This window comes from Puia sp. (assembly GCF_036500295.1).
Lineage (GTDB): Bacteria > Bacteroidota > Bacteroidia > Chitinophagales > Chitinophagaceae > Puia.
Genome location: NZ_DASYCH010000121.1, coordinates 23,462 through 43,346, shown reverse-complemented (window position 1 = coordinate 43,346; position 19,885 = coordinate 23,462). Strand labels below are relative to the sequence as shown.

Below are 19,885 nucleotides of genomic sequence, written 5' to 3'. Positions count from 1 at the left end.
ACCATGAAAAAAATAATAGCATATACGGCGTTCCTCGCGGCCCTGGCAGGGACGGGTTGTAAGAAGTTCGTGGACGTCAACAAGAATCCCAACAGCCCGCTGACGGTGCAGGAGAAGATCCTGCTGGCGCCCATCGAGCTGAACATCGCCCATGGCGTCGACGCCGGCGGCAGTGCGGGCAACGACGGCGAAGGCGAAGCCGCCAGTTTTACCAATCACTTTATGCAAACCATCTGTTATAACCAGGTGGCGCTTAACTATGGCACCTATTACTTTGTCAGCACCGATATGAACCTCAGCTGGCAGCAGCTGTATAACACGGAGCTGGAGAACCTGCAGCAGCTGATCCAGATCAGCGAGAAGAACGGCAATGCGAACTATACGGGCATCGCCCAGATCCTCAAGGCCTATGTGGTGGCGTTTACCACCGATCTCTGGGGGGATATCCCTTATTCGAAGGCGCTGAATGGGGCATCGAACCTCACTCCGACGTATGACAAGCAGGAAGACATCTACGACAGTGTCCAGGCCCTGCTCGACCTCGGCATCGCGAACATCGGGAAGAGTCAGGGGTTAAAAGTGGGCGCCGACGACTATTTCTACGGCGGAAAAATGCCTCAATGGGTAAAGCTGGCCTATAGCCTGAAGGCGAGGTATTATATGCATCTTACGAAAGCGCCGGGGCATACGGCGGTGGCACAGGCGCAGCTGGCGCTGACGGCCTTGCAGAACGGGATGACGGCGAACGGCGACGACTGGAAATTCGACTATCCCGGCGGCGCGACGTCACAAAGCGCGTGGTACACCATCATGCTGCCGTATTCGACCCTTTGCGCTTCTTCGGCCATCGTCGACACGCTGGTCAATCGCAATGACCCGCGGCTGCCCTTCGTGATCACCAAGTCCAAGAATACCGGTCTCTATACGGGCCGGGCGATCGGGACTCCGTCGATCGGCAACCTGGACGATTACTCCTCTATCGGGGACTACTATGCGGCAATCGATGCCACGCAGTATATCCTACCTTACACCGAGGTGCAGTTCATCCAGGCGGAAGCCAACTGGCTGGTCACCGGCGCCGCTGCCGCGCAGCCCTTCTATACGGCCGCGATCACGAACAATATGACGAAGATCGGCGTGGCTTCGGGGGATATCGCGACGTATCTCGCGTCCCGCGGTACGCTCACGGCGGGTAATGCCCTGCAACGGATCATCGAAGAGAAACGCATCGCCCATATGCTGTCGCCGGAGAATTACAATGACTGGCGCCGTACGGGCTGGCCCGCGCTGACCATCGTTCCGAATGCGCAGACGGCGGGCATTCCGCGCCGGCTGATCTACCCGCAATCCGAATTGAACACCAATCCCCAACCCCAACAGTCGGCACAATTCACCGACCGGGTCTGGTGGGATGGACAATAAAAGAAAAGGGCCGCACCAGCGGCCCTTTTCTTTTATAATTGGAAAACGTAGGTCGCGACTGCGCCGCTATTCAGCGTCGTGTGCAGTCGCTTTCCTTTTAACTCGATTGAGAATCCTTTTGTATCCTTTGTATTGTTCAGCACGATCAGCACTGCCTGGCCCGTCGGTGTCCGGAAGGCGACATTGGGCAGCTGCTCGTCCGAATTACTTACGATCCGCGCCGAGCCCGGCCGGACATACTTGGCCGCGTGGGCGATGATATAATAGGCTGGGTTGCGTTTTACTACATCGCCGTCGAGCGTCACGGCGCCCAGACAACGATCGCATCCGCCGCGGTCGGTATGCGGTTCCAGCTGGGGGTTTGATGTAAGGTTCCATTCGATCACCGTCTTGCACCAGTTGCGCATCGCCCCGACGATCAGCTTGTCGATATTTTCGGGGATGTCGCGGGCGGGATCGCCGGGTGCGCCGACCCATTGCTCCGTGAAATAGAGGTTTTTATCCGGGAAGGAATCGTGGAGGGGGGTGAGGGCTTCGATCTTGCCGCCATAGAGATGAAAGGCCGCGCCGTCGACCCATTTCGCCGCTTCGGCATCCCGGTAGATGGAATCGGGGTAGTCCGGGCGGTCCGCATTGTGATCATAGACGATGATCTTTGTATCCAGCCTTTCCTGTTCGATGGCGGGACCGAGAACTTTGACGAAGGCTGCTTCGGCCACCGCGGGCATATACATGCTGGGGTTGTTCCCCGGATGCAGCGGCTCGTTTTGTACGGTTATCGCGTTGATGCCGATGCCTTGCTGCTGCATCGTCAGGATATATTTCACGAGGTAGTTGGCGTAGGTGCGATAGTACTGGGGCAACAGGCTGCCACCGCGGGTGTCATGGTTGTTCTTCATCCATGCCGGCGCCGACCAGGGCGAACCGAGGATCTTTATCTCGGGGTTGATGGCGATGATCTGCTGTAATATGGGGATCACATCGTTCTTGTCCGGGCCCAGGTCGAAGTGCGCGAGTGGGGTATCCGTCTTGCCCGCGGGCAGGTCGTCGTAAGAGAAGGCGTGGTCGTTGAGATCGGAGGCGCCGATGCTTACGCGCAGGTAGCTACCCCCGATATGGTTGCTGTCGGTGGTGAACAGCTCTCTTAACAGGGCGTTCCGCGCGGCCGGGCTCATCTTCATGAGATGCTGCGCGCTGCCGCCCGTCAGGGCCCAGCCAAAACCGTCGACATGCTGAAAGGTTTTTTTTTCGTCCAGGGTGATCACCGGGTCCGAAGCAACGAGGTCCTGCCTGGCCATCGGTAGTTCGGGTTGTCGCTGAAAGAAAACAGAATGGGCCGGATCGGTGAGCCAGATGGCTACCGGCCGGTCTTTTTGTGCGGAAAGGGTTCCCATGGCGCAGCCGAAGGCAACGGTCATCAGGGTCGATCTCAGAACAGGTCTCATTTTTTAATGATTAACGTGGCGATAGAATGCGGCAGACTTTCGGAAGCGGCCGACTGTCCTTTCATGATCAGTTGATAAGGCATCCGTTCGTCCGTCGTATTCATGACAATGACAACGATACTCCCGTCTTTGTTCACAAAAGCCGTGGTTTGCAACTGCGCCCGGTTGGAGGAGCTCGCGATCCGTCTTGCACCGGGGCGAACGAATTTTGAGAAATGCCCGATATAGTAAAAGGCATTGGTGTAGATCAGTTGACCGGTACGGGTGTCGGCATGCACCGGTGCAAAGCAGAAGTTACCGACATGGTTGGGACCGCCTTTCTCATCGAGGAGGATATTCCAGTCGGTCCACGCCGTCGCCCCGTCGTTGAAGTCGTTGATCATCGAGTAGCCATATCTTTCGCCGAGCGACCAGGCCTGGAGGCTGTCGAAGGAGAACTTCTCCTTGCAGCCTTCCGTGAAGATCAGGTTCGTTCCGGGGAAGGCCTGATGGGTCAGCGCCACGTTATTGAACTGCATGGGACCGCCTGTCCAGGTCTCGTACCAGTGAAAGCCGATGCCCCAGACATATTTGGCGGCGGCCGGGTCTTCCAGGATGGTGCTCGCGCGTTGATAGATCAGATCGCGATTATGATCCCAGGCGATGAGCTTCTTGTCTCCCAGCCCTGACTTTGCCAGCGTGGGTCCGAGAAAGTTCTTGATAAAATCGCGCTCGTCTTCGGCTGTATAGATACAGGATTCCCATTTCTGTTTGGCCATCGGCTCGTTCTGTACCGACAGTCCCCAAACCGGGATCCCTTTTGCTTCATAGGTCTTGATGAACTTCACATAGAAATTGGCCCAGGCCTGTGCGAACTCCGGTTTCAGCTTTCCGCCGCCGGTGACGCTGTTGTTGTCCTTCATGAAAGCAGGCGGACTCCAGGGGGAGACGAACAGCTTCAGCTTTCCACCCGCAGCGGCCATTGCCTGTTTGATCAGCGGTATCTTGTATCGTTCGTCGTGGGCTACGCTAAAGGTCTTCAGGGCCGCGTCGTTGTCGGAGACGTAGCTATAGCTGCCGCTTGAGAAATCACAGCTCTGGATATTGGTCCGGGCAAGCGTATACCCGATACCGGTCCCGAGGCTATAATAGGCGGTAAGCAGTTGCTGCTGCTTGTCTTTCGGGAGTTTGGCGAAGGTCTCCGCCGAGGCATCCGTCAGTGCGCCGCCGATCCCCAGGATCGATTGAAAAGGCGCCGAGGCGTCGACAAGGACAAACGGCTCCGTCTCGAGCGGCTGGCGTGCGGGCGAGAAGTGTAGCGTGGCGCTCTCCGACAATCTCAATTTGGTGTTGGCGGCAGTCGTAAAGACCGTAACCGATCGTTGCTGGCCCATCGCGACCGATCCGATCAGGGTCGCAGCCAGCAGCAGGCTTTTCGTTTTGAACACGTGTATGTTTTTTGGTTGCCCGGCGAAGTTAGGGTTGTTTTCCCAACCCTACAACGAGCAGTTGCTGTGATAATCCACGAGGCGGATCGGTTCGGGTTCCGTCACATAACCCCGGTATTCCGCTTCTATCTCCTGCAGTAATTCCCCGACGCCGCCGGCATCCGGTAGCCGCACCAGCCGGCGGGTATATTCGTGGATACCCGGAAGTCCTTTGAGATAATGTGCATACCGCCCGCGCATTTCATTCAGACCCTGAATTGGACCGTTGAATCGCAGTGCTCCCGACAGGTGCATGCGGCAGACTGCCACCCTTTCCTCAACTGTAGGGGCAGGGGCCGGCATTCCCGTTTGACGAAAATGTTTTATCTCCCGGAAGATCCAGGGATAGCCGATGGCGGCCCTGCCGATCATGATGCCGTCCACGCCATACCGGTTGGTGTATTCGACGGCTTTTTCCGCACTGTCGATATCGCCGTTGCCGAAGATGGGGATCTGCATCCGGGGATTGTTCTTTACCGCGGCGATCAGCGACCAGTCCGCTTCCCCCTTATAGAGCTGGGAGCGTGTCCGGCCATGGATGGTCAGCGCCCGGATACCCGTATCCTGCAACCGCTCGGCGACTTCCACGATATTCTTCGATCCTTCATCCCAGCCCAACCGAGTTTTCACCGTTACGGGCAGTGTCGTCGCTCGGACACAGGCGTCCGTCAGGCGCACCATCAGGCCGACGTCCCGAAGGACCCCTGCGCCCGCCCCCTTGCCGACGACGCCTTTCACCGGACATCCAAAGTTGATATCGAGCAGCGAAGGGTTCGTGGCTTCGACGATCGCGGCGGCAAGGGCAAGGCTGTCCTCGTCACCGCCATACAGCTGGATCCCCACCGGCCGCTCGGCCTCGAAGATATCCAGCTTGCGCCGGGCATGGATTGCCCCTTTCACCAGGCTTTGGCTCGAAATAAACTCCGAAAAGCCGAGATCAGCCCCAAAAGCCCGGCAAACCGCCCGGAACGGCGGATCGCTCACGTCTTCCATCGGTGCCAGCAGAAGTGGAAATTCATTGAAAGTCAGATCGTTGCCAATTTTTATCACCGATGCAAAGATAGCTAACATCGATTATCTTCGTGGAAATTATAGCCCATGAAATGGAACACCCTCTTCCTCGCCGCGACGACCCTTTTTATCGTGGCCGCCGGTTGCAAAAAGAACAAAGACGACAACAATTCTTCCAACTCCATCGTCCTTTCGGCCACCATCGGCGGTTCCTTCTTTAAACCCGGCGTCAACAACGCCATTTACGGAACCCTCAGCCGCACGTATATCCTCGGCGGCTCGACCATCAATAACGGGGACTCCGCCCTTTTCACGCTCGTTCTGACCGCTCCTTTCTCTCTCAATACGGACCTGGGAACGTCCGGCAAGGCCGCTATCACTTACCAGTACGCGGGGAAGAAATATCTCTCGGGTCCGGGCTCGGGACCGCTGTCCTGCAAGGTCATTTCCCTTGACTCGGTGAATCACAAGATCGCCGGCAACTTCTCGGGGACCCTGTTTGCCACGAGTAACCGCGATAGCCTGGCCATGACCAACGGCAGCTTCGACGCGACGTATTCCGTGGTGAATAATTTTTAGCCGGCGGGCCGGTTGGAACGGCAATAAAGCGGATGGGAGCGCGTTTTTAGCGGGTAAATTCATTCCTATAAAAAAAACCTGACTATGCAGTCTAAACACCTTCTTTTTGCCCTTTCCGCAGTAACCCTCCTCGCCGTATTTGCCAGCTGTAAAAAAAGCAACGATAATAGTTCCGCAGCCGTTTCGGCCACTATCGGCGGAGCCGCTTTCAATCCCGTTAGAACCGCTGCTGCCCACTACGCAGCCAACGGGTATTTCGACCTCGGCGGCCTGGGTGTCAACGGCAAGGATTCTGTCTTGCTGGACATCACGATCGGCACGCCGTTTACCCTCAATAAGGTTCTGGACAACAGCGGCCTCGTCACCATGGATTACTTTACCGCCACCAAGGATTACTATTCGGCGTACGGTATTGGTACGGCAACCGTGACGGTGACCACGCTGGACTCCGTCAACCACAAGATTGCCGGAACCTTTTCCGGAACGCTGTACAACTCGGTCAACGACAAAGACAGCATTTCGGTCATCAATGGCAAGTTCAACACCGCATACACCGAACAGTAACTAAACATTTCCTAAATAACGACTAAAGGCCGGCACCCGCCGGCCTTTTCGTTTATCTTTACCCCCAAAAAAATGCGCTATACCGTCCCCGGCCTACTGCTTTTCTTCGCTGTCACCGGCTGTTCCAAAAATTCCGGCAACAACAACCATTCCCAGGGGACCCTCTCCGCCGTTACCGGATCTTCCGCCGTCAACGCCAACCTCGTCTTCGCCACCTATTTCCAGACCCTGGAGGCGGTCACCATCCTCGGCGTCGTCCCCGCGGCAAGCGACTCCACCTTCATCCAGCTCAACCTACCCTATCCCGAACCCACCGGCCAGCCTATCTCTACGGATAACAGCCCCTGGCAACTCTCCTACTATACCCGCAGCGGCAGCAAGTCTTATGACGCGTTCTCCGGCAATGGTCATGCCGTCGTCACCTTCAGCCAGTTTGATACCACGGTCCACAGCATCGCCGGAACTTTTAGCGGGACCCTCATCAACGACCTCAACGCCAATGACAGCATTGTCGTCACCGGAGGAAAGTTCACTACTACCTACTCGAAGGAATGATCTCAGCCGTCCGCAATTGAAAAGGCCGGCTCTTGCGAGCCGGCCGGATAGATGTATAGGTCGTCATCGGCCCTTAGCTATTGCCGGAAATAAAGAGGTACGATAAGAACATGACCAGACCCAGGAAGGCGATCGCCAGTGCGATGGTTTGTGCGGCTTCGCCGAGATGCATGGAATGTGTGGTTTTTTTCATATGACGGGATTTTATTTGACAAATATCAATTCCACATACTCAATATATGAAAAAAACGGGATATCTGCAAGTGGAAAAAGACGGATCTAATGTTTTCCACTCATATAGAATATCAGTTTTCCTCCATTCATAATCTGCTGATGTGTAAGGATGTGGCCTGTCAAAGGTTGCCCGTTTAGGGTGACCTTCTTTACGTAAACGTTCTTATCACTTTGATTATCAGCCTCGATGGTAAATGTCTTCCCATTTTCCAACCGGATCACCGCTTTGTTGATGGCCGGGCTGCCCAGGGAATAATCCACCGAACCCGGCGCCACGGGATAAAAGCCCAGGGCAGTGAAGATATACCAGGCACTCATCTGGCCGCAGTCGTCATTTCCGCCAAGCCCATCCGGCGCCGGCTTGTATTGCTTCTTCAGGATCATCCGCACCCGCTCCTGGGTTTTCCAGGGCTGGTCCGTCCAGTTGTAGAGGTAGGCGACATGGTGGGACGGTTCGTTACCATGGACATAGTTACCGATGATGCCGTCGCGGGTGATGTCTTCGGTCTCGGCGAAAAATTTGTCCGGCAGGTTCATCGTGAACAGCGAATCCAGGTGTTGTACGAAGCGTTTGTTGCCGCCATAGAGTGCGACCAGCGCGGCGGGATCATGCGGCACATACAGGCTGTAATTCCAGGCGTTTCCTTCGATAAAACCCTGGCCGTTTGTGCTGAGCACGTCGAAGTCCTTACGGAAGCTGCCGTCACTGAGCCGCGGCCGCATATAGCCGATGCCGGGATCCCAGACGTTCTTATAGTTCCCCGACCGTTTGATGTAGGTTTCATACACATCCATCCGCCCCAGTTTCTTTGCCGCCTGTGCGATACACCAGTCATCATAAGCATATTCCAGCGTGGAAGAGACCGAGACCCCATCCTGTTCGGAGGGGATATATCCCCTATCCATATACGCGCCGATGCCCTCGAAGCTTCGCCGGGTGGAAGTGGCGATACAGGCGTCGAGCGCCTGGTTGGCGTCGAAGGGTGCGTTCCCCTTGACGATCGCGTCGGCGATAACCGAAACCGAATGGTAGCCGGACATGCACCAGTTCTCATTTGCGTAATGCGACCAGATGGGCAGCATGTGTTCGGCGCTCTGGCTGTAATGCGCCAGCATGCTCCGGATCATATCGGCATTGCGGGTGGGTTGCAGGATATTGAAAAGGGGATGCAGCGCGCGATGGGTATCCCAGAGTGAAAAAGTGGTATAGTTGACAAAACCGTCGGCCTTGTGATCCTGCTGGTCAAGCCCGCGATAGCGGCCATCGACATCCATATAGACGGTGGGGTTGATAAAGGCATGGTACATCGACGTATAAAAATTCTCTTTTTCTTCCTGGCCGGCATCGATGACGACCTTCCCGAGTTCTTTATTCCATGCCTCCTGGCCCTGGCGTTTGACTGCCTCGAAATCCCAGCCCGGAGTCTCGGTCCGCAGGTTCAGCAGGGCGCCTTCGCTGCTCACGGGGGAAAGGGCGAATTTGACTTTCACCTTCTCCCCTTCCTGTGTTTTGAAATCAAAATACATCCTGATCTGCCGGCCGGCCTGCTCGGGGAAATTGTGGTTCTGGTCGAAATGTCCCCAGAACCCGCGATAGACCTGTCGCCGGTCATACTTCCGGGCGCCGTACTGATAGAACGGTTTGGAGAAGGTCATTGCGAAATAGACCGTGCGGGTGCGGGCCCAGCCGTTTGTTTCCCGGTAACCGGTGACAAGGGTATCGTTTACGACCCGTACATAGGTCCATACATTTTTGTCCTCATAATTATATATGCCGTGCATCAGGTCCAGGATGATATGCGCCTTATCCGTTGCCGGAAAAGTATACTGATGAAAACCCACCCGCGTCGTCGTGGTCAGTTCGGCGAGGATATTATAGTCATCCAGCTTTACCTTGTAGTAATCGGCCTCCGCCGTTTCCGTGGCATGGCTGAACGCAGAGCGGAAGCCGCTGTGGGGTTGGTTGGCTGTGCCGGGATTCAACTTCAGGTCTCCCGTTGTGGGCATGATCAGGAAGTCCCCCAGATCGGAGTGGCCCGTGCCGCTAAAATGGGTATGACTGAAGCCGACGATGGTCTTGTCGTCATATTGATAGCCGGCGCAGTATTTATAGACATCGGGGTTGTACTTGCCATTCATCTCATAGGGAATGGTGTCAGTATCCGGGCTCAGCTGCACGGCGCCGAAAGGCACGGTGGCGCCGGGATAGACATGGCCCATCCGCTGGGTGCCGATGATCGGCCGCACATATTGAATGAGGTTGTCACCGGCAGATTGGCCGGTTTGGGCTTGCAATGATAATACGGGAAAAAGCAGAACGAGTGGGAGGAGACGTCGCATCCTGCAAATATAGGGGATCAAAACGTTTTGGAGAGACTGAGGGTCAGCCCGGCCGACCGGTCGAACAGCTGACCCGCATCCAGCGCCCCTTCAAAGCCGGCGGTCAGCCCGTTGCCGAGCGGTTTGGCCAGCCGCAGATAAGCGGAGAACTGTTTCCGCGTTTGCCAGAGTCCGTAGATGGGCGGTGTAAAGGAATTGCCGGTGGAATACCCATATTGACTCGTACCGAAGGTGCCGTAGTTGAATGAATAGGAAAGTCTCGTCGTAGCGACCATATCGTCGATCGAAAGTTCCGCACCCAGATAAAAAGCGGCTACGCGGTTGTTGTTGAAATAATCCGTCGGGTCATTGACGAGTCCTTTCCGGGTGGAGGGATAGGGCGTGATGAACGGGTTACCCATTCCCAGTCCCTTATACGACCAGCCCTGGGTATACTGATAGTTGTTATAGTAGTTCTCATCGCCTGAGGCCGTTCGTTTCGACCAGGGATATCCCGCCTGGTTCTTGCTGTAAAAGAATTCGGCGACGAATTTCCGCCATCGGACGTGATAGGCGCTTTCATCCTGTTTGTTGGTGATGCTGATCCCGTTGAGCCCATCGGCGATGTTGGCCAGATGATATAGCGCGCCTTCATCATAGAAGTTCTGCCGGTAGACCATGATGCGAACGCCGTCCGTCTCGTATTCCGCGCCGAGATCGATGGAGCCGAGATGATTGCCGACCTTCGAGCCGGCATAGGTCTTGCCGAGCACCACATATTTATAGGTCTGGAAAGGGGTCAAGCGGTATCCCCGCCCGTTCAGCCGGCGTTCGTCGCCCCACATGATCTCGTGGTTGATCCCCAGATGAAGTTTCAGTCTCCAGTCTGCTTTTCCGAACCGGCCATACACCGATTCGGTGCTTAACAGGGCGTTTGCCTGTCTCACGTTGCTATCCCTCACCGGCACGGTGCCGATCCATCCATAGGAGAAATTGCCTTTCACCGCGAAGATCCCGCCGAGAACGGGCAGGACATAATAGTCGCGGATCGCGAGCTCCACCTTGGGGACGCCCAGCGCATTTCCCGAGATCGCGAACGAGCCGCTGGAGAGGGTGCTGTCCACGAGCCCGATAAAATCTTTCGACCGCCCGGCTCTTGCCTCGAAGATCCACAGCCGGGCCTTCAGGTAGCCTTCGATCAGTTCGGCATGGACGGTGGAGCCTGCGTTGGTCCGGAGTTCGAAAGAGGAACCCCAGTCGAAGAGCCGGAGGCCCGCACTGTCATACTTTTTGTGAAAACCGACGATCACATTGCCCGAGGTCCCTGCGGGCGGGATACTTCCATATTTATCCGACCGGAGCCAAAAGGGTACATGGCCGTTGGTGGTCAATGCGCCGCCGACGGAAATATATGGCGAGAAGCCGCCGGTCTGCGACATGGCAGGCAGGACGGCCATCGATAAAAAAGCTATGAGCAAAATAGGTTTCACAGGAATTGATAATAATGATGAAGCGGCTATTTGATTATTTTGTCGATGATCGTTTGGATGCGCGAAAGGATCCTTGCGGGAACGCCCAACTTTCCCTGGAACTTTCGCTGATAGGCGGGATCGATCTGAATTTCTTCAGGCAACCGGAAGACGTCCCGGCCGGTATCGTCCAGCATTGGCTGGTAGCGGCTATTCGATCCCCGGGTATGGGTCGCCATCTCGTCGAAGCCGTCATTGTACACTTTGGACAAGACCGGATACAAGGTGAGACCGCCGGTTTTCAACTGATGATAGAACCAGCGGATGGCCCAGCTGTCCAGTTTCCCCTGCATCTGCCGGCGGAGCATCCCGTTGAGATCCGAGCCTCCCTGTGCAAATTTCTTTTTTGCAAAAGGATCGGTGGAGAAGGAACGATAATCCTGCATATTCCAATCCACATGGCGCCAGCGATCTTTCCAGGTGCCCCAACCCCACGACCAACCCCGGTTGAGGAAGTAGGCATCGGGGGCGGAAGGCCCTTTTTTCACGGCGAGATCGAAAGAATAACCGGAGATGGAGAATACGGCATCTTCGTGCTGATAGTCATCCAGTGCCTGGTTCATAAAGGAAAGAAAATTTGGCGTCGTCAGCAGATCGTCCTCGAGGACGATGACCTTGCCATATTGATCGAGCATTTTGCTCACTCCGTTGATGATGGAATTCGCCAGTCCGGTGTTTTGCTGCGCTTCGACGATCCGGATCGATTTGAATCCGGCGATCGTCTTGATATACGTCCTTACCGCTGCCACCTTCGCTGTGTCCGCTTCGACCAGTGCCTGATCGGAAAAGATGATCAGATCACTTTCTTTTGCAAGAGCGTTTTGCTGAAGATTTGAAACCGTGTGCTTCAATGTATCCAGCCTTTTAAAAGTAAATAAAAGGACCGGCGCATTATCCCTGATCTTATTATTCATGCTCAGAAGCTCTTAAATAACTGTGAAACAAATACTCTGCCGAAATCCATAAAAAAATAGAATATCGGGATCTTCCCATGTCTCGACGCCCAGTTCCAGCGGACGGATAATTTGCTCGGGGATTTTTTTGAGGTGAAACTTTCTCTGAGGTAAGAAAGCCCCTTTTTCTTCTTTTCGGCGAGTCCGGTTGCCGCGACATGGCTGAACACCACGCAGCGCGTGTTGACTAACAAGGAGTAGCCGGCTTTTACCGCCCGCAGAGAAAAATCCTCGTCCGCCATATAGTGGGGAAAAATCTCATCATCGAAGAGGCCGATCTCCCTGAAAACGGCTTCCGGGATCAGGGTCCCTCTTCCGGGCAGGAGATTGGAAGGAATATTTAAGACCCGGGCTTTCAGCTGTGAGTAGTTCATGTCCACGGGTATCGGATTTCGATATTTCGAATTCCACGGACTCCATCTAACTCCAGCAAAGACAACCTGTTCCGGCGCATCGATGTTCAGTGATACGCTGCCGATGATCGCGCGCGGATTGGCCGCGGCGGCTTCCCGGAGTGCGGCGAGATACTCTTCGCCGACGCGGAGATCGTTGTTGAGGGTCAGAATATGCGTGGCCTGGTGTTGCAAGGCATAGCGTACGCCTAAGTTGGTGGCGGATGTCCACCACATGCTCTTGTCGCCTTTCAAAACGACCGTATCCGGAAACTCCGCGGCGATATTTGCGGCCGTACCGTCTTCTGAACCATGGTCGACGACGACGGTGACAAATTTTTTATTCGTCTGCCGCCGGAGACTTTCCAGGCACGCTTTTGTGTAAGCCCATCTATTATAGACAGGGATGACGATGTAAATCATTATAAAAATTAAAAAGGAAGAGGGACTCGCAGGCTACGCCCTGCTCACTACCAGTGGAGAAGCAGAAGAATAGGCGAATATACCTCATTTCCAACTAAATGGCCAAAAAGCCGCTCAAAAATTGCTTTTGGCCTATCTTTTGTTTTCTCCATTTCGCGAAAAATGTGCCAATGCTGCTTGCCATAGAAACGGAACGGGTCTGTTCCGCACCCTTTACGATATAAAATAAGTATGCCAAATTTTTATATGCTTCGTCCCTTAACGTTAAAACTAAGGTATGGCTTGCCATCCATTGTTGCGCTGTCGCTATTATTTTGCAGCTGTGCCACCACAAAAAAGACGCGATACTTCCAGGACATCGCCGATTCCGGCCGGTTAAAGAACATCCCGCGGGCCGAATACATCGAGCCGAACATCCAGGTGGATGATATATTAACGGTGATCATTCAAACCATCGATCCGCAGGCCTCGGGTCTTGTCAATGCCGGCAATGTCGGCGGCGGGCAGAACAATCCTACCACGTCGATGCCTATCCCATCGATCTCGGCGATGGCTCCGCCGGTGAACAGTAATTCGACCTCGCCGGTAGGCTACCTGGTGGATAAGGAGGGCACCATCACCATTCCCATTCTCGGCAAGATCAAGGTTGCGGGCATGACCACGTCCCGGGCAAGGGATATGATCCAGACCCATGCGGATTCCTTTTATAAGTCGCCGTCGGTGATCGTGCGATTCGCCAACTTCAAGGTCAATATCGCCGGCGAGGTGTTGCGTCCCGGCACGTATACCATGCCCAACGAACGGGTGAGTATCCTTGACGCCATCACGATGGCGGGGGATCTGACTATTTTTGGAAGACGCGGCAATGTGCTGCTTATCCGGGAAAACCCCGACGGCAGCCGGACGCCTTTCCGCTTCGATCTGCGGAAGACGGACTTCATGACCTCGCCTTATTTCTACCTGAAACAGAATGACTACATCTATGTAGAGCCCGATAAGAGCAAAGCGGCATCCCTCGATCAGGCTACGGCCAGGAATTATGCCATCCTCGCTTCTATCCTGACGGTGATCATCGTCGTTGCTACCCGTGTCAATTAAATTCGCACAAATGAAATCTCTGCCAGACAATTTGAAAAAGGACTTTGATGACGAAGACGGTTTTGATCTTAAACGGGTGGTTGCGGCATTTCAGATCAATTGGTACCTCTTTCTCATCGCGATACCGGTCTGTCTCGGCCTGGCCTTCCTGTATACCCTGAGTGCGTCGCCCCTTTTCCGCGTCAACAGCCAGATCACCGTGGAAGACCAGGGCGCCAACCCGTTGGGAAAATCCGTGGGTACCAGCGGCGCCATGGACTTTTCGGATCTGCTGGGTACGCCGAACAATGCTTACAACGAGATGGACATCATCCGGTCGAGAAAACTGATGTACGATGTGGTCAGGGAGATGCAGTTGAATATCGTCCTTTATAAAAAGGATCAGTTCGGCATGGCGGAATGCTACGACGATGCGCCGTTCAATGTCCTTATCGCGGGTAAGAGCGATTTCGACAAACCGCATGTGTACGATATCGAAGTCAACAAGGGCGGCTTTCAGATAAAAAATCATTTCGGACTGTTCAAATTCGGGGACCCGCTGGTAAAGAAGGTGGATGGGGCCGTGAAATTCGGCCAGCCCGTGGATTGTGGCGGTTTCAACCTGATCCTGACCCAGAAGGATACGGCGGTGGAGCCCGGCGCCTACCGGCTGGTCATCCAGTCGGCGGAGAGTAAGATGGAGGAATTGGTCCGCCGGCTGAGCGTCGACCTCACCGACAAGAAGAGCACGACCATGTCGCTGACCTTCGAATACACCAATCCCACCAAGGGGGAGGCGATCCTGGAGAAGCTGATGGATGTGTATCTCCGGTACAATGTCGTCAACAAGCAACAGATCGCCGACAGCACCCTGGCATTTATCGATAACCGGCTGAAGATCGTCAGCAGCGAGCTTTCCGCCGTCGAATCGAAATTCACCGATTTCAAGCAGGAGAATAATATCGCGGCCGTCGACGAGCAGTCGAAGGCGCTGATCGGCAACGTCTCGACGGCGAAGGGGAAGCAGGATGAGCTGGAGATCCAGCTGTCGGTGCTGGATGATATCTCCAGGAAGCTAAACGACCCGGCGAGCAAACAGATCATCCCGAGTTCGATGGCCGTGGCCGATCCGGTCTTTGCCGCCGCCATCGGCTCCTATGACCAGCTGCTGATGCAGCGCCGTCAGCTGGAGCTTTCCTATAAGGAATCGAACCCGGTGATCAAGAACCTCGACGGCGAGATCGAGGCCGCCCACCAGAGCCTGTTGAAGAGCTTCGACACCTATCGGAACAGCATCGTGGTGAGTCTCAATTCCCTGAAGGGACAAAATGCCGTGTTATACAACCAGGTTAAAAGCGTTCCTAAAAAGGAAAGGGTTTTCCTGGACTATGCCCGGCAGCAGAACCTGAAACAGGAACTTTATCTCTACCTGTTGCAGAAGCGGGAAGAGACGGCTATTACCCGCACCTCCACTATTTCCACCGCCAGGATCATCGATCCCGCGCGAAGCGAAAGCGGTCCCTTCAAACCGAATAAACTCTATATCTTAATGATGGGTCTTGGAGCGGGGATACTCCTGCCCCTCGGTTTTGTCTCCCTGAAAAAATCCCTCAGCAATAAGATCATCAGCCGCGACGATGTGGTAAAGAATACCCCGGCCTCCGTCATTGGCGAGATCGGCAACAACTCCGAGAACCGGGCGTTTGTCGTCGGCAAAGGGACGAGGACGTTGTTGTCGGAGCAATTCAGGGCGCTGCGCACGAACCTGCAGTTTATCCTCCCCCAGAAAAAGGGCAATGTTATCCTGATCACGTCCAGCAAGGGCCGGGAGGGCAAGTCCTTTATCACGCTCAACCTGGCGGGGATCATCGCCGCCACGGGCAAGAAGGTCGTGATGATCGAGCTCGATCTTCGAAAGCCCAAGCTCTCCGACAGTCTTAACATGAGCCACGACTATGGGTTTACCAACTATGCCATTTCGAATACCCTCCGCGCCGCCGATATCATCAAGCCGACCGAGGTCTCGGAGAATGTCTGGATCGTCTCTTCCGGCCCCATTCCGCCCAATCCGGCCGAGCTTTTGCTCAGCGGCCGGTTGTCCGAACTGATCGGCCAGCTGAGAAGCGAGTTCGACTTCATTGTGATCGACAGCGCCCCGGTGGGTCTCGTCTCCGATGCGCAGATCATCGAACAGCATGCGGATATCAGCCTCTACATCGTCCGGCAGAACTTTACGTATAAATCACAGCTGGATATCCTCAACCATCTCATGGACGATGGGAAGTTCCGGAAGCCCTATGTGATCATTAACGATATTAAAAAGAACAAACGCGCATATTACGGGTTTGGTTACCACGGAGCAACCTATGGCGACTATATCAAGGAAGGAAAAGGGTAATATCAGCAGGAAGCGGTCGACGATGTGGAATTTCATCTTCCTCAACGTCGGATTCCTGATCACGCTGTTCAACGGACTGCTGATCATCCCGCTATACCTTCACTATATCGATACTTCCCTTTATGGCGCCTGGCTGGCCACGGGCAATATCCTCACCTGGATCACGATCATCGACCCGGGGGTTGCCGGTGTGCTTCTCCAACGGGTTTCCTTTAGCATCGGGGAGAACAATAAAGATGAGGTTGGCCTTGCCATCACCTCGGGGATCGTCATCTCCGGCTCTCTTTTCTTCCTCGCACTCGCCTTTGGCTATGGACTCTCCTTCTTCCTGCTGGATATCGCCCGGATCGACCCGCGCTATGGCGGGGAGATTCTCAGTTCGTTCCGGATAGCCATGTGGGGAACGGCCTTCTCGTTGCTGGCCGACACCTTCCGGAATATCATTCTCGCCTATCAGAAGACGAGGCTGCACGGGATCATGCTCTATTCGGTGCTTATCGCCGGCATCCTTCTGAACGTCACCCTGCTGATCCTCCATTCGGGCGTCTATGCGTTGGCGTACACTGCGCTGTTCAAAGGGTTCTTCACCCTGCTTTTTGCCGTGTTTTTCGCGGGCCGGCTGCTGAAGCAGAACCGGATCCGGCTGAAGTTCAACCGGAGGTATTTTTTATCGTTCTCAAAGATCTTTTCCTTTACGTTTACCAGCAGCCTTTTCGAGACGGTGGCCAACAATGTCGATCTTATCCTGGTCTCGCGGTATCTCGGCTCTTCCTCCGTCACGGTGCTGGACCTCTGCCGGCGGCCGATCCGCATGGTGTGCAGCCTGGCCAATAACGTCACGATCTCGATGTTACCGTCCCTGCCGCATCTTTTCGGGTCCGGCGATCAGGTAAAGATCAAGGCGACGGTCATCCGGGTATGGCATTTTATCTTTTGGATGTCGGGGCTGATCATCGGCGGCTTCCTGATCTTCAACCATTCCTTTGTCAGCCGTTGGGTAGGCGAACGTTTTTGGATCGGGACGACCAACAACCTGCTCATCTGTTGCTCCATCTTCCTGTGGACCGTTGGCTATAACCTGTCGAATGTCACGCTTTCGATGGGCGATCTCCGCAACAACGCCATCGTCACGATCCTGCGCAGCTTTTGTTATATCGCGGCGCTGTTACCGCTGGTAAAAGGATTTGGGATGATGGGTGCGGTCGCTGCCTTCCTGGTCCCTTCCATCATCATGGTCCTGTATTACCCCCGGAAACTCACCCATACCCTATTTGACAGGCCGCTGAAACAAAGCGCCTGGAAAGAGGTCAGACTTATTTTACTTCTCCTGGTCGCCAGCGGCATCGGCTCGTTCTACCTGCGTGTGGATCTGAGCTGGCCCCTGCTGGCGGCGGGCAGCCTTGGCTACGGCATCCTTTTCGTCGGTTTGGTGGCGCTGTTCAGCCCCGCATTTAAAAAGGAGATAAAAGGCATTCTCGCGGCCATCGGCCGCAATGGGCGTGCCCGTATCGTTCAAACCTAGGTCTATGTGGAACAAGATCAAACGAAAATTAAAAATGAAGTTCGTCGAAGGCATCGACGGCACTCCCTTTCAGTTCAGAAGCTATCCCAGCTGGTGGCATGCCCGGCTTTTTCCCGGGAATGACCGGCCCGACGATAAAGCCGATCAGTATCTTTTCCTGCAACCCAACCCCGGTGCGGGCATCGGTCACCAGATGTCCAACTGGAACACCGCTTTCTATTTTGCCCGGTACTTCGGACTCAACTTCGCGCATTGGCCTTTTTCGAGCCCCACCTGGGAGCAGCTTCTCGGCCTCGGCGAAGAGGAGCCCACCGCCAGGGACCTGTTGGCGAAGGGGTACAAAAAGATCGTCCTGCCGAAATTCGACGCGGCCGATGCCGCCCACCGGCAGCTTATCGATCGCATTATCCATTCCTATGCCGGAAAAAAGATCTGTTTCAGCCTCGAGATGGATCAGGGCTGGCTCCCGCAATATGAGGTGGCCCCGGCGCTGCAGCGCAAGTTCTTCGATGCCGCCGCCCGCAAAATGGATCGGGACAAACTGATCTATGATCCGGCGGAGCTCAATGTCGCTGTTCATATCCGGCGCGGCGATATCGTCGCCATGCGCGATGCCAGTCCCGAAAAATGGCAGGAGCGCTGGCTCGATGACGGGTACTATCTAAACGTCCTGAAGAAGGCGCTGCCGATTCTCGACAACGGGAAGAAGATCGGCCTCTATCTTTTTTCCCAGGGGTCGGCCGAGGACTTCACCGAATTCCTGCAACTGGGTGACGTGCGCTTATGTCTCGACATGAATGCCCCCGATTCCTTTTTGCACCTGGTGCATGCCGACGTGCTCATCAGCAGCAAAAGCTCGTTCTCTTATAAACCTGCCCTTATCTCGAAGGGGATCAAACTCTGTCCGCGGTATTTCTGGCATCAGTACCCGGCCTCGGCGGATTTCATCCTGGCGGATAACGAAGGCAATTTCGACGCGGCCCATCTTGAAAACCGGCTGCATCACCATACAATCGATCATCTATGAATCCGATATACCGGCTTACCCTGAAGTCTCTCCGGAAGGCCCACAAGGTCCTCCATCCCGATACGGGCAATTTCGGCCGTAACTGGAAACTGTTTCCCAACAAGCAGTATGCGTCCGACCTGATCGCCGACGCCTTGCTCTCGCCCGATCCGGTCATGATCGCCCGCATCGGTTCCAACGAAGCGTTGTGTGTGAGCAACTACCTGGGCGTCACCCGGCCGGCGAGGTACAAAAATGCCGGGAGCTTTATCAAGGGGCAGACGCCGCCGTGGTGGTGGGAGCAGTCGGTGAAGGATCACCTGCACGATGTGGCCGGGTTCTTCCCCGTCACCGAGGAGATGCTTGGCCGGTTCTCCGAACTGATGCTGGCCGATTTGAAAAATGTCGATATCCTCGGTTCCTGGCTGAAGGACGAGATCTTCTTCCGCGAGCAGCTTGGCGGCGCAAAGCGGGTGATGCTGGAAGACCTGGAGCCTTTCTTCGTGGAGCGGCCCTGGACGGCGGCCCTGCGGGGGAAGAAAGTGCTGGTGGTGCACCCGTTTGAAGAAACGATCCGGCAACAGTATCTCCGGAAGGATCAACTATTCGACAACGGTCTGTTGCCCGAGTTCGAACTGCACACGGTAAAGGCGGCGCTCACGCTTGCCGGCGAACGTTCGAAATACAACAACTGGTTCGAGGCGCTTGAACAGATGAAGGGGGAGATCGCTGCGCAGGATTACGATATCTGTATCCTGGGATGTGGCGCTTATGGGCTTCCGCTGGCTGCTTTTGTAAAAAGCTGCGGCAAGAAGGCCATCCACCTTGGCGGCGTGACCCAGTTGCTCTTCGGAATAAAAGGAAGGCGTTGGGAGAACTATATCGTGTACCCCTATGAGAACCTGTACAACGATTATTGGGTCCGCCCCGGCAGCGCGGAGAAGCCCAAAAACGCCCAGGTCGTGGAGGGAGCCTGTTACTGGTAAACCG

16 protein-coding genes are annotated in these 19,885 nt (G+C 55.0%); 9 read left to right on the top strand and 7 right to left on the bottom strand.

The features are described from left to right. The first annotated feature begins 3 nt into the window (after positions 1 to 3). Entirely contained in the window at positions 4 to 1,422 is a 1,419-nt protein-coding gene (locus VGM48_RS22515) for a SusD/RagB family nutrient-binding outer membrane lipoprotein (RefSeq protein WP_331582740.1), read from the top strand. 32 nt (positions 1,423 to 1,454) lie between these two features. Here VGM48_RS22515 and VGM48_RS22510 read toward each other — a convergent pair whose 3' ends face one another. Genes VGM48_RS22510 through dusB form a run of 3 tightly spaced genes read right to left on the bottom strand, consistent with a single transcriptional unit; the run spans position 1,455 to position 5,404 of the window. After that, positions 1,455 to 2,867 carry a glycoside hydrolase family 30 protein gene (locus VGM48_RS22510; RefSeq protein ID WP_331582739.1) on the bottom strand — a complete coding sequence of 471 codons (1,413 nt, stop codon included), beginning with the start codon at positions 2,865 to 2,867 and terminating at the stop codon, positions 1,455 to 1,457. After that, positions 2,864 to 4,294 carry a glycoside hydrolase family 30 protein gene (locus tag VGM48_RS22505; RefSeq protein WP_331582737.1) on the bottom strand — a complete coding sequence of 477 codons (1,431 nt, stop codon included), beginning with the start codon at positions 4,292 to 4,294 and terminating at the stop codon, positions 2,864 to 2,866. The genes VGM48_RS22510 and VGM48_RS22505 overlap by 4 nt, the downstream gene beginning before the upstream one ends. Positions 4,295 to 4,342: 48 nt before the next feature. Beyond that, positions 4,343 to 5,404, bottom strand: coding sequence for a tRNA dihydrouridine synthase DusB (gene dusB / locus VGM48_RS22500; protein WP_331582735.1), 1,062 nt, complete (start codon positions 5,402 to 5,404; stop codon positions 4,343 to 4,345). A gap of 27 nt (positions 5,405 to 5,431) precedes the next feature. On the opposite strand from dusB, the gene VGM48_RS22495 reads away from it, so the two are divergent. From VGM48_RS22495 to VGM48_RS22485, 3 genes are all read left to right on the top strand, one after another. Next, positions 5,432 to 5,923, top strand: coding sequence for a hypothetical protein (locus VGM48_RS22495; protein WP_331582733.1), 492 nt, complete (start codon positions 5,432 to 5,434; stop codon positions 5,921 to 5,923). Between the two features lie 84 nt (positions 5,924 to 6,007). Further along, positions 6,008 to 6,487 carry a hypothetical protein gene (locus VGM48_RS22490; protein WP_331582731.1) on the top strand — a complete coding sequence of 160 codons (480 nt, stop codon included), beginning with the start codon at positions 6,008 to 6,010 and terminating at the stop codon, positions 6,485 to 6,487. Between the two features lie 72 nt (positions 6,488 to 6,559). Beyond that, on the top strand, positions 6,560 to 7,042 hold the full coding sequence (locus VGM48_RS22485; RefSeq protein WP_331582729.1) for a hypothetical protein: 483 nt from the start codon (positions 6,560 to 6,562) through the stop codon (positions 7,040 to 7,042). A gap of 279 nt (positions 7,043 to 7,321) precedes the next feature. Here the strand turns inward: VGM48_RS22485 and VGM48_RS22480 are convergent, their stop codons facing one another. Genes VGM48_RS22480 through VGM48_RS22465 form a run of 4 tightly spaced genes read right to left on the bottom strand, consistent with a single transcriptional unit; the run spans position 7,322 to position 12,892 of the window. Beyond that, positions 7,322 to 9,616 carry a GH92 family glycosyl hydrolase gene (locus tag VGM48_RS22480; protein ID WP_331582727.1) on the bottom strand — a complete coding sequence of 765 codons (2,295 nt, stop codon included), beginning with the start codon at positions 9,614 to 9,616 and terminating at the stop codon, positions 7,322 to 7,324. A 17-nt stretch (positions 9,617 to 9,633) separates the two neighbouring features. Then, a complete protein-coding gene (locus tag VGM48_RS22475) occupies positions 9,634 to 11,085 on the bottom strand; it encodes a capsule assembly Wzi family protein (RefSeq protein ID WP_331582725.1) in 1,452 nt (483 codons plus the stop codon). Positions 11,086 to 11,111: 26 nt separating this feature from the next. After that, positions 11,112 to 12,038, bottom strand: a complete 927-nt coding sequence (locus tag VGM48_RS22470) for a glycosyltransferase (protein WP_331582723.1) — start codon at positions 12,036 to 12,038, stop codon at positions 11,112 to 11,114. A gap of 2 nt (positions 12,039 to 12,040) precedes the next feature. Then, positions 12,041 to 12,892 carry a glycosyltransferase family 2 protein gene (locus tag VGM48_RS22465; RefSeq protein WP_331582721.1) on the bottom strand — a complete coding sequence of 284 codons (852 nt, stop codon included), beginning with the start codon at positions 12,890 to 12,892 and terminating at the stop codon, positions 12,041 to 12,043. Positions 12,893 to 13,174: 282 nt separating this feature from the next. Between VGM48_RS22465 and VGM48_RS22460 the strand changes: the two genes are divergently transcribed. The 5 genes from VGM48_RS22460 to VGM48_RS22440 are packed head-to-tail and all read left to right on the top strand — an operon-like array spanning position 13,175 to position 19,881. Then, complete coding sequence (locus tag VGM48_RS22460) at positions 13,175 to 13,990, top strand: polysaccharide biosynthesis/export family protein (RefSeq protein ID WP_331582719.1); 816 nt, start codon at positions 13,175 to 13,177, stop codon at positions 13,988 to 13,990. A gap of 10 nt (positions 13,991 to 14,000) precedes the next feature. Then, positions 14,001 to 16,367, top strand: coding sequence for a GumC family protein (locus VGM48_RS22455; protein ID WP_331582717.1), 2,367 nt, complete (start codon positions 14,001 to 14,003; stop codon positions 16,365 to 16,367). Then, positions 16,336 to 17,889: a lipopolysaccharide biosynthesis protein gene (locus tag VGM48_RS22450; protein ID WP_331582715.1), complete on the top strand. Its 1,554-nt coding sequence runs from the start codon at positions 16,336 to 16,338 to the stop codon at positions 17,887 to 17,889. The genes VGM48_RS22455 and VGM48_RS22450 overlap by 32 nt, the downstream gene beginning before the upstream one ends. Positions 17,890 to 17,893: 4 nt before the next feature. Further along, entirely contained in the window at positions 17,894 to 18,916 is a 1,023-nt protein-coding gene (locus tag VGM48_RS22445) for a hypothetical protein (RefSeq protein WP_331582712.1), read from the top strand. Beyond that, entirely contained in the window at positions 18,913 to 19,881 is a 969-nt protein-coding gene (locus VGM48_RS22440) for a hypothetical protein (protein ID WP_331582710.1), read from the top strand. The genes VGM48_RS22445 and VGM48_RS22440 overlap by 4 nt, the downstream gene beginning before the upstream one ends. Positions 19,882 to 19,885: the final 4 nt, after the last annotated feature.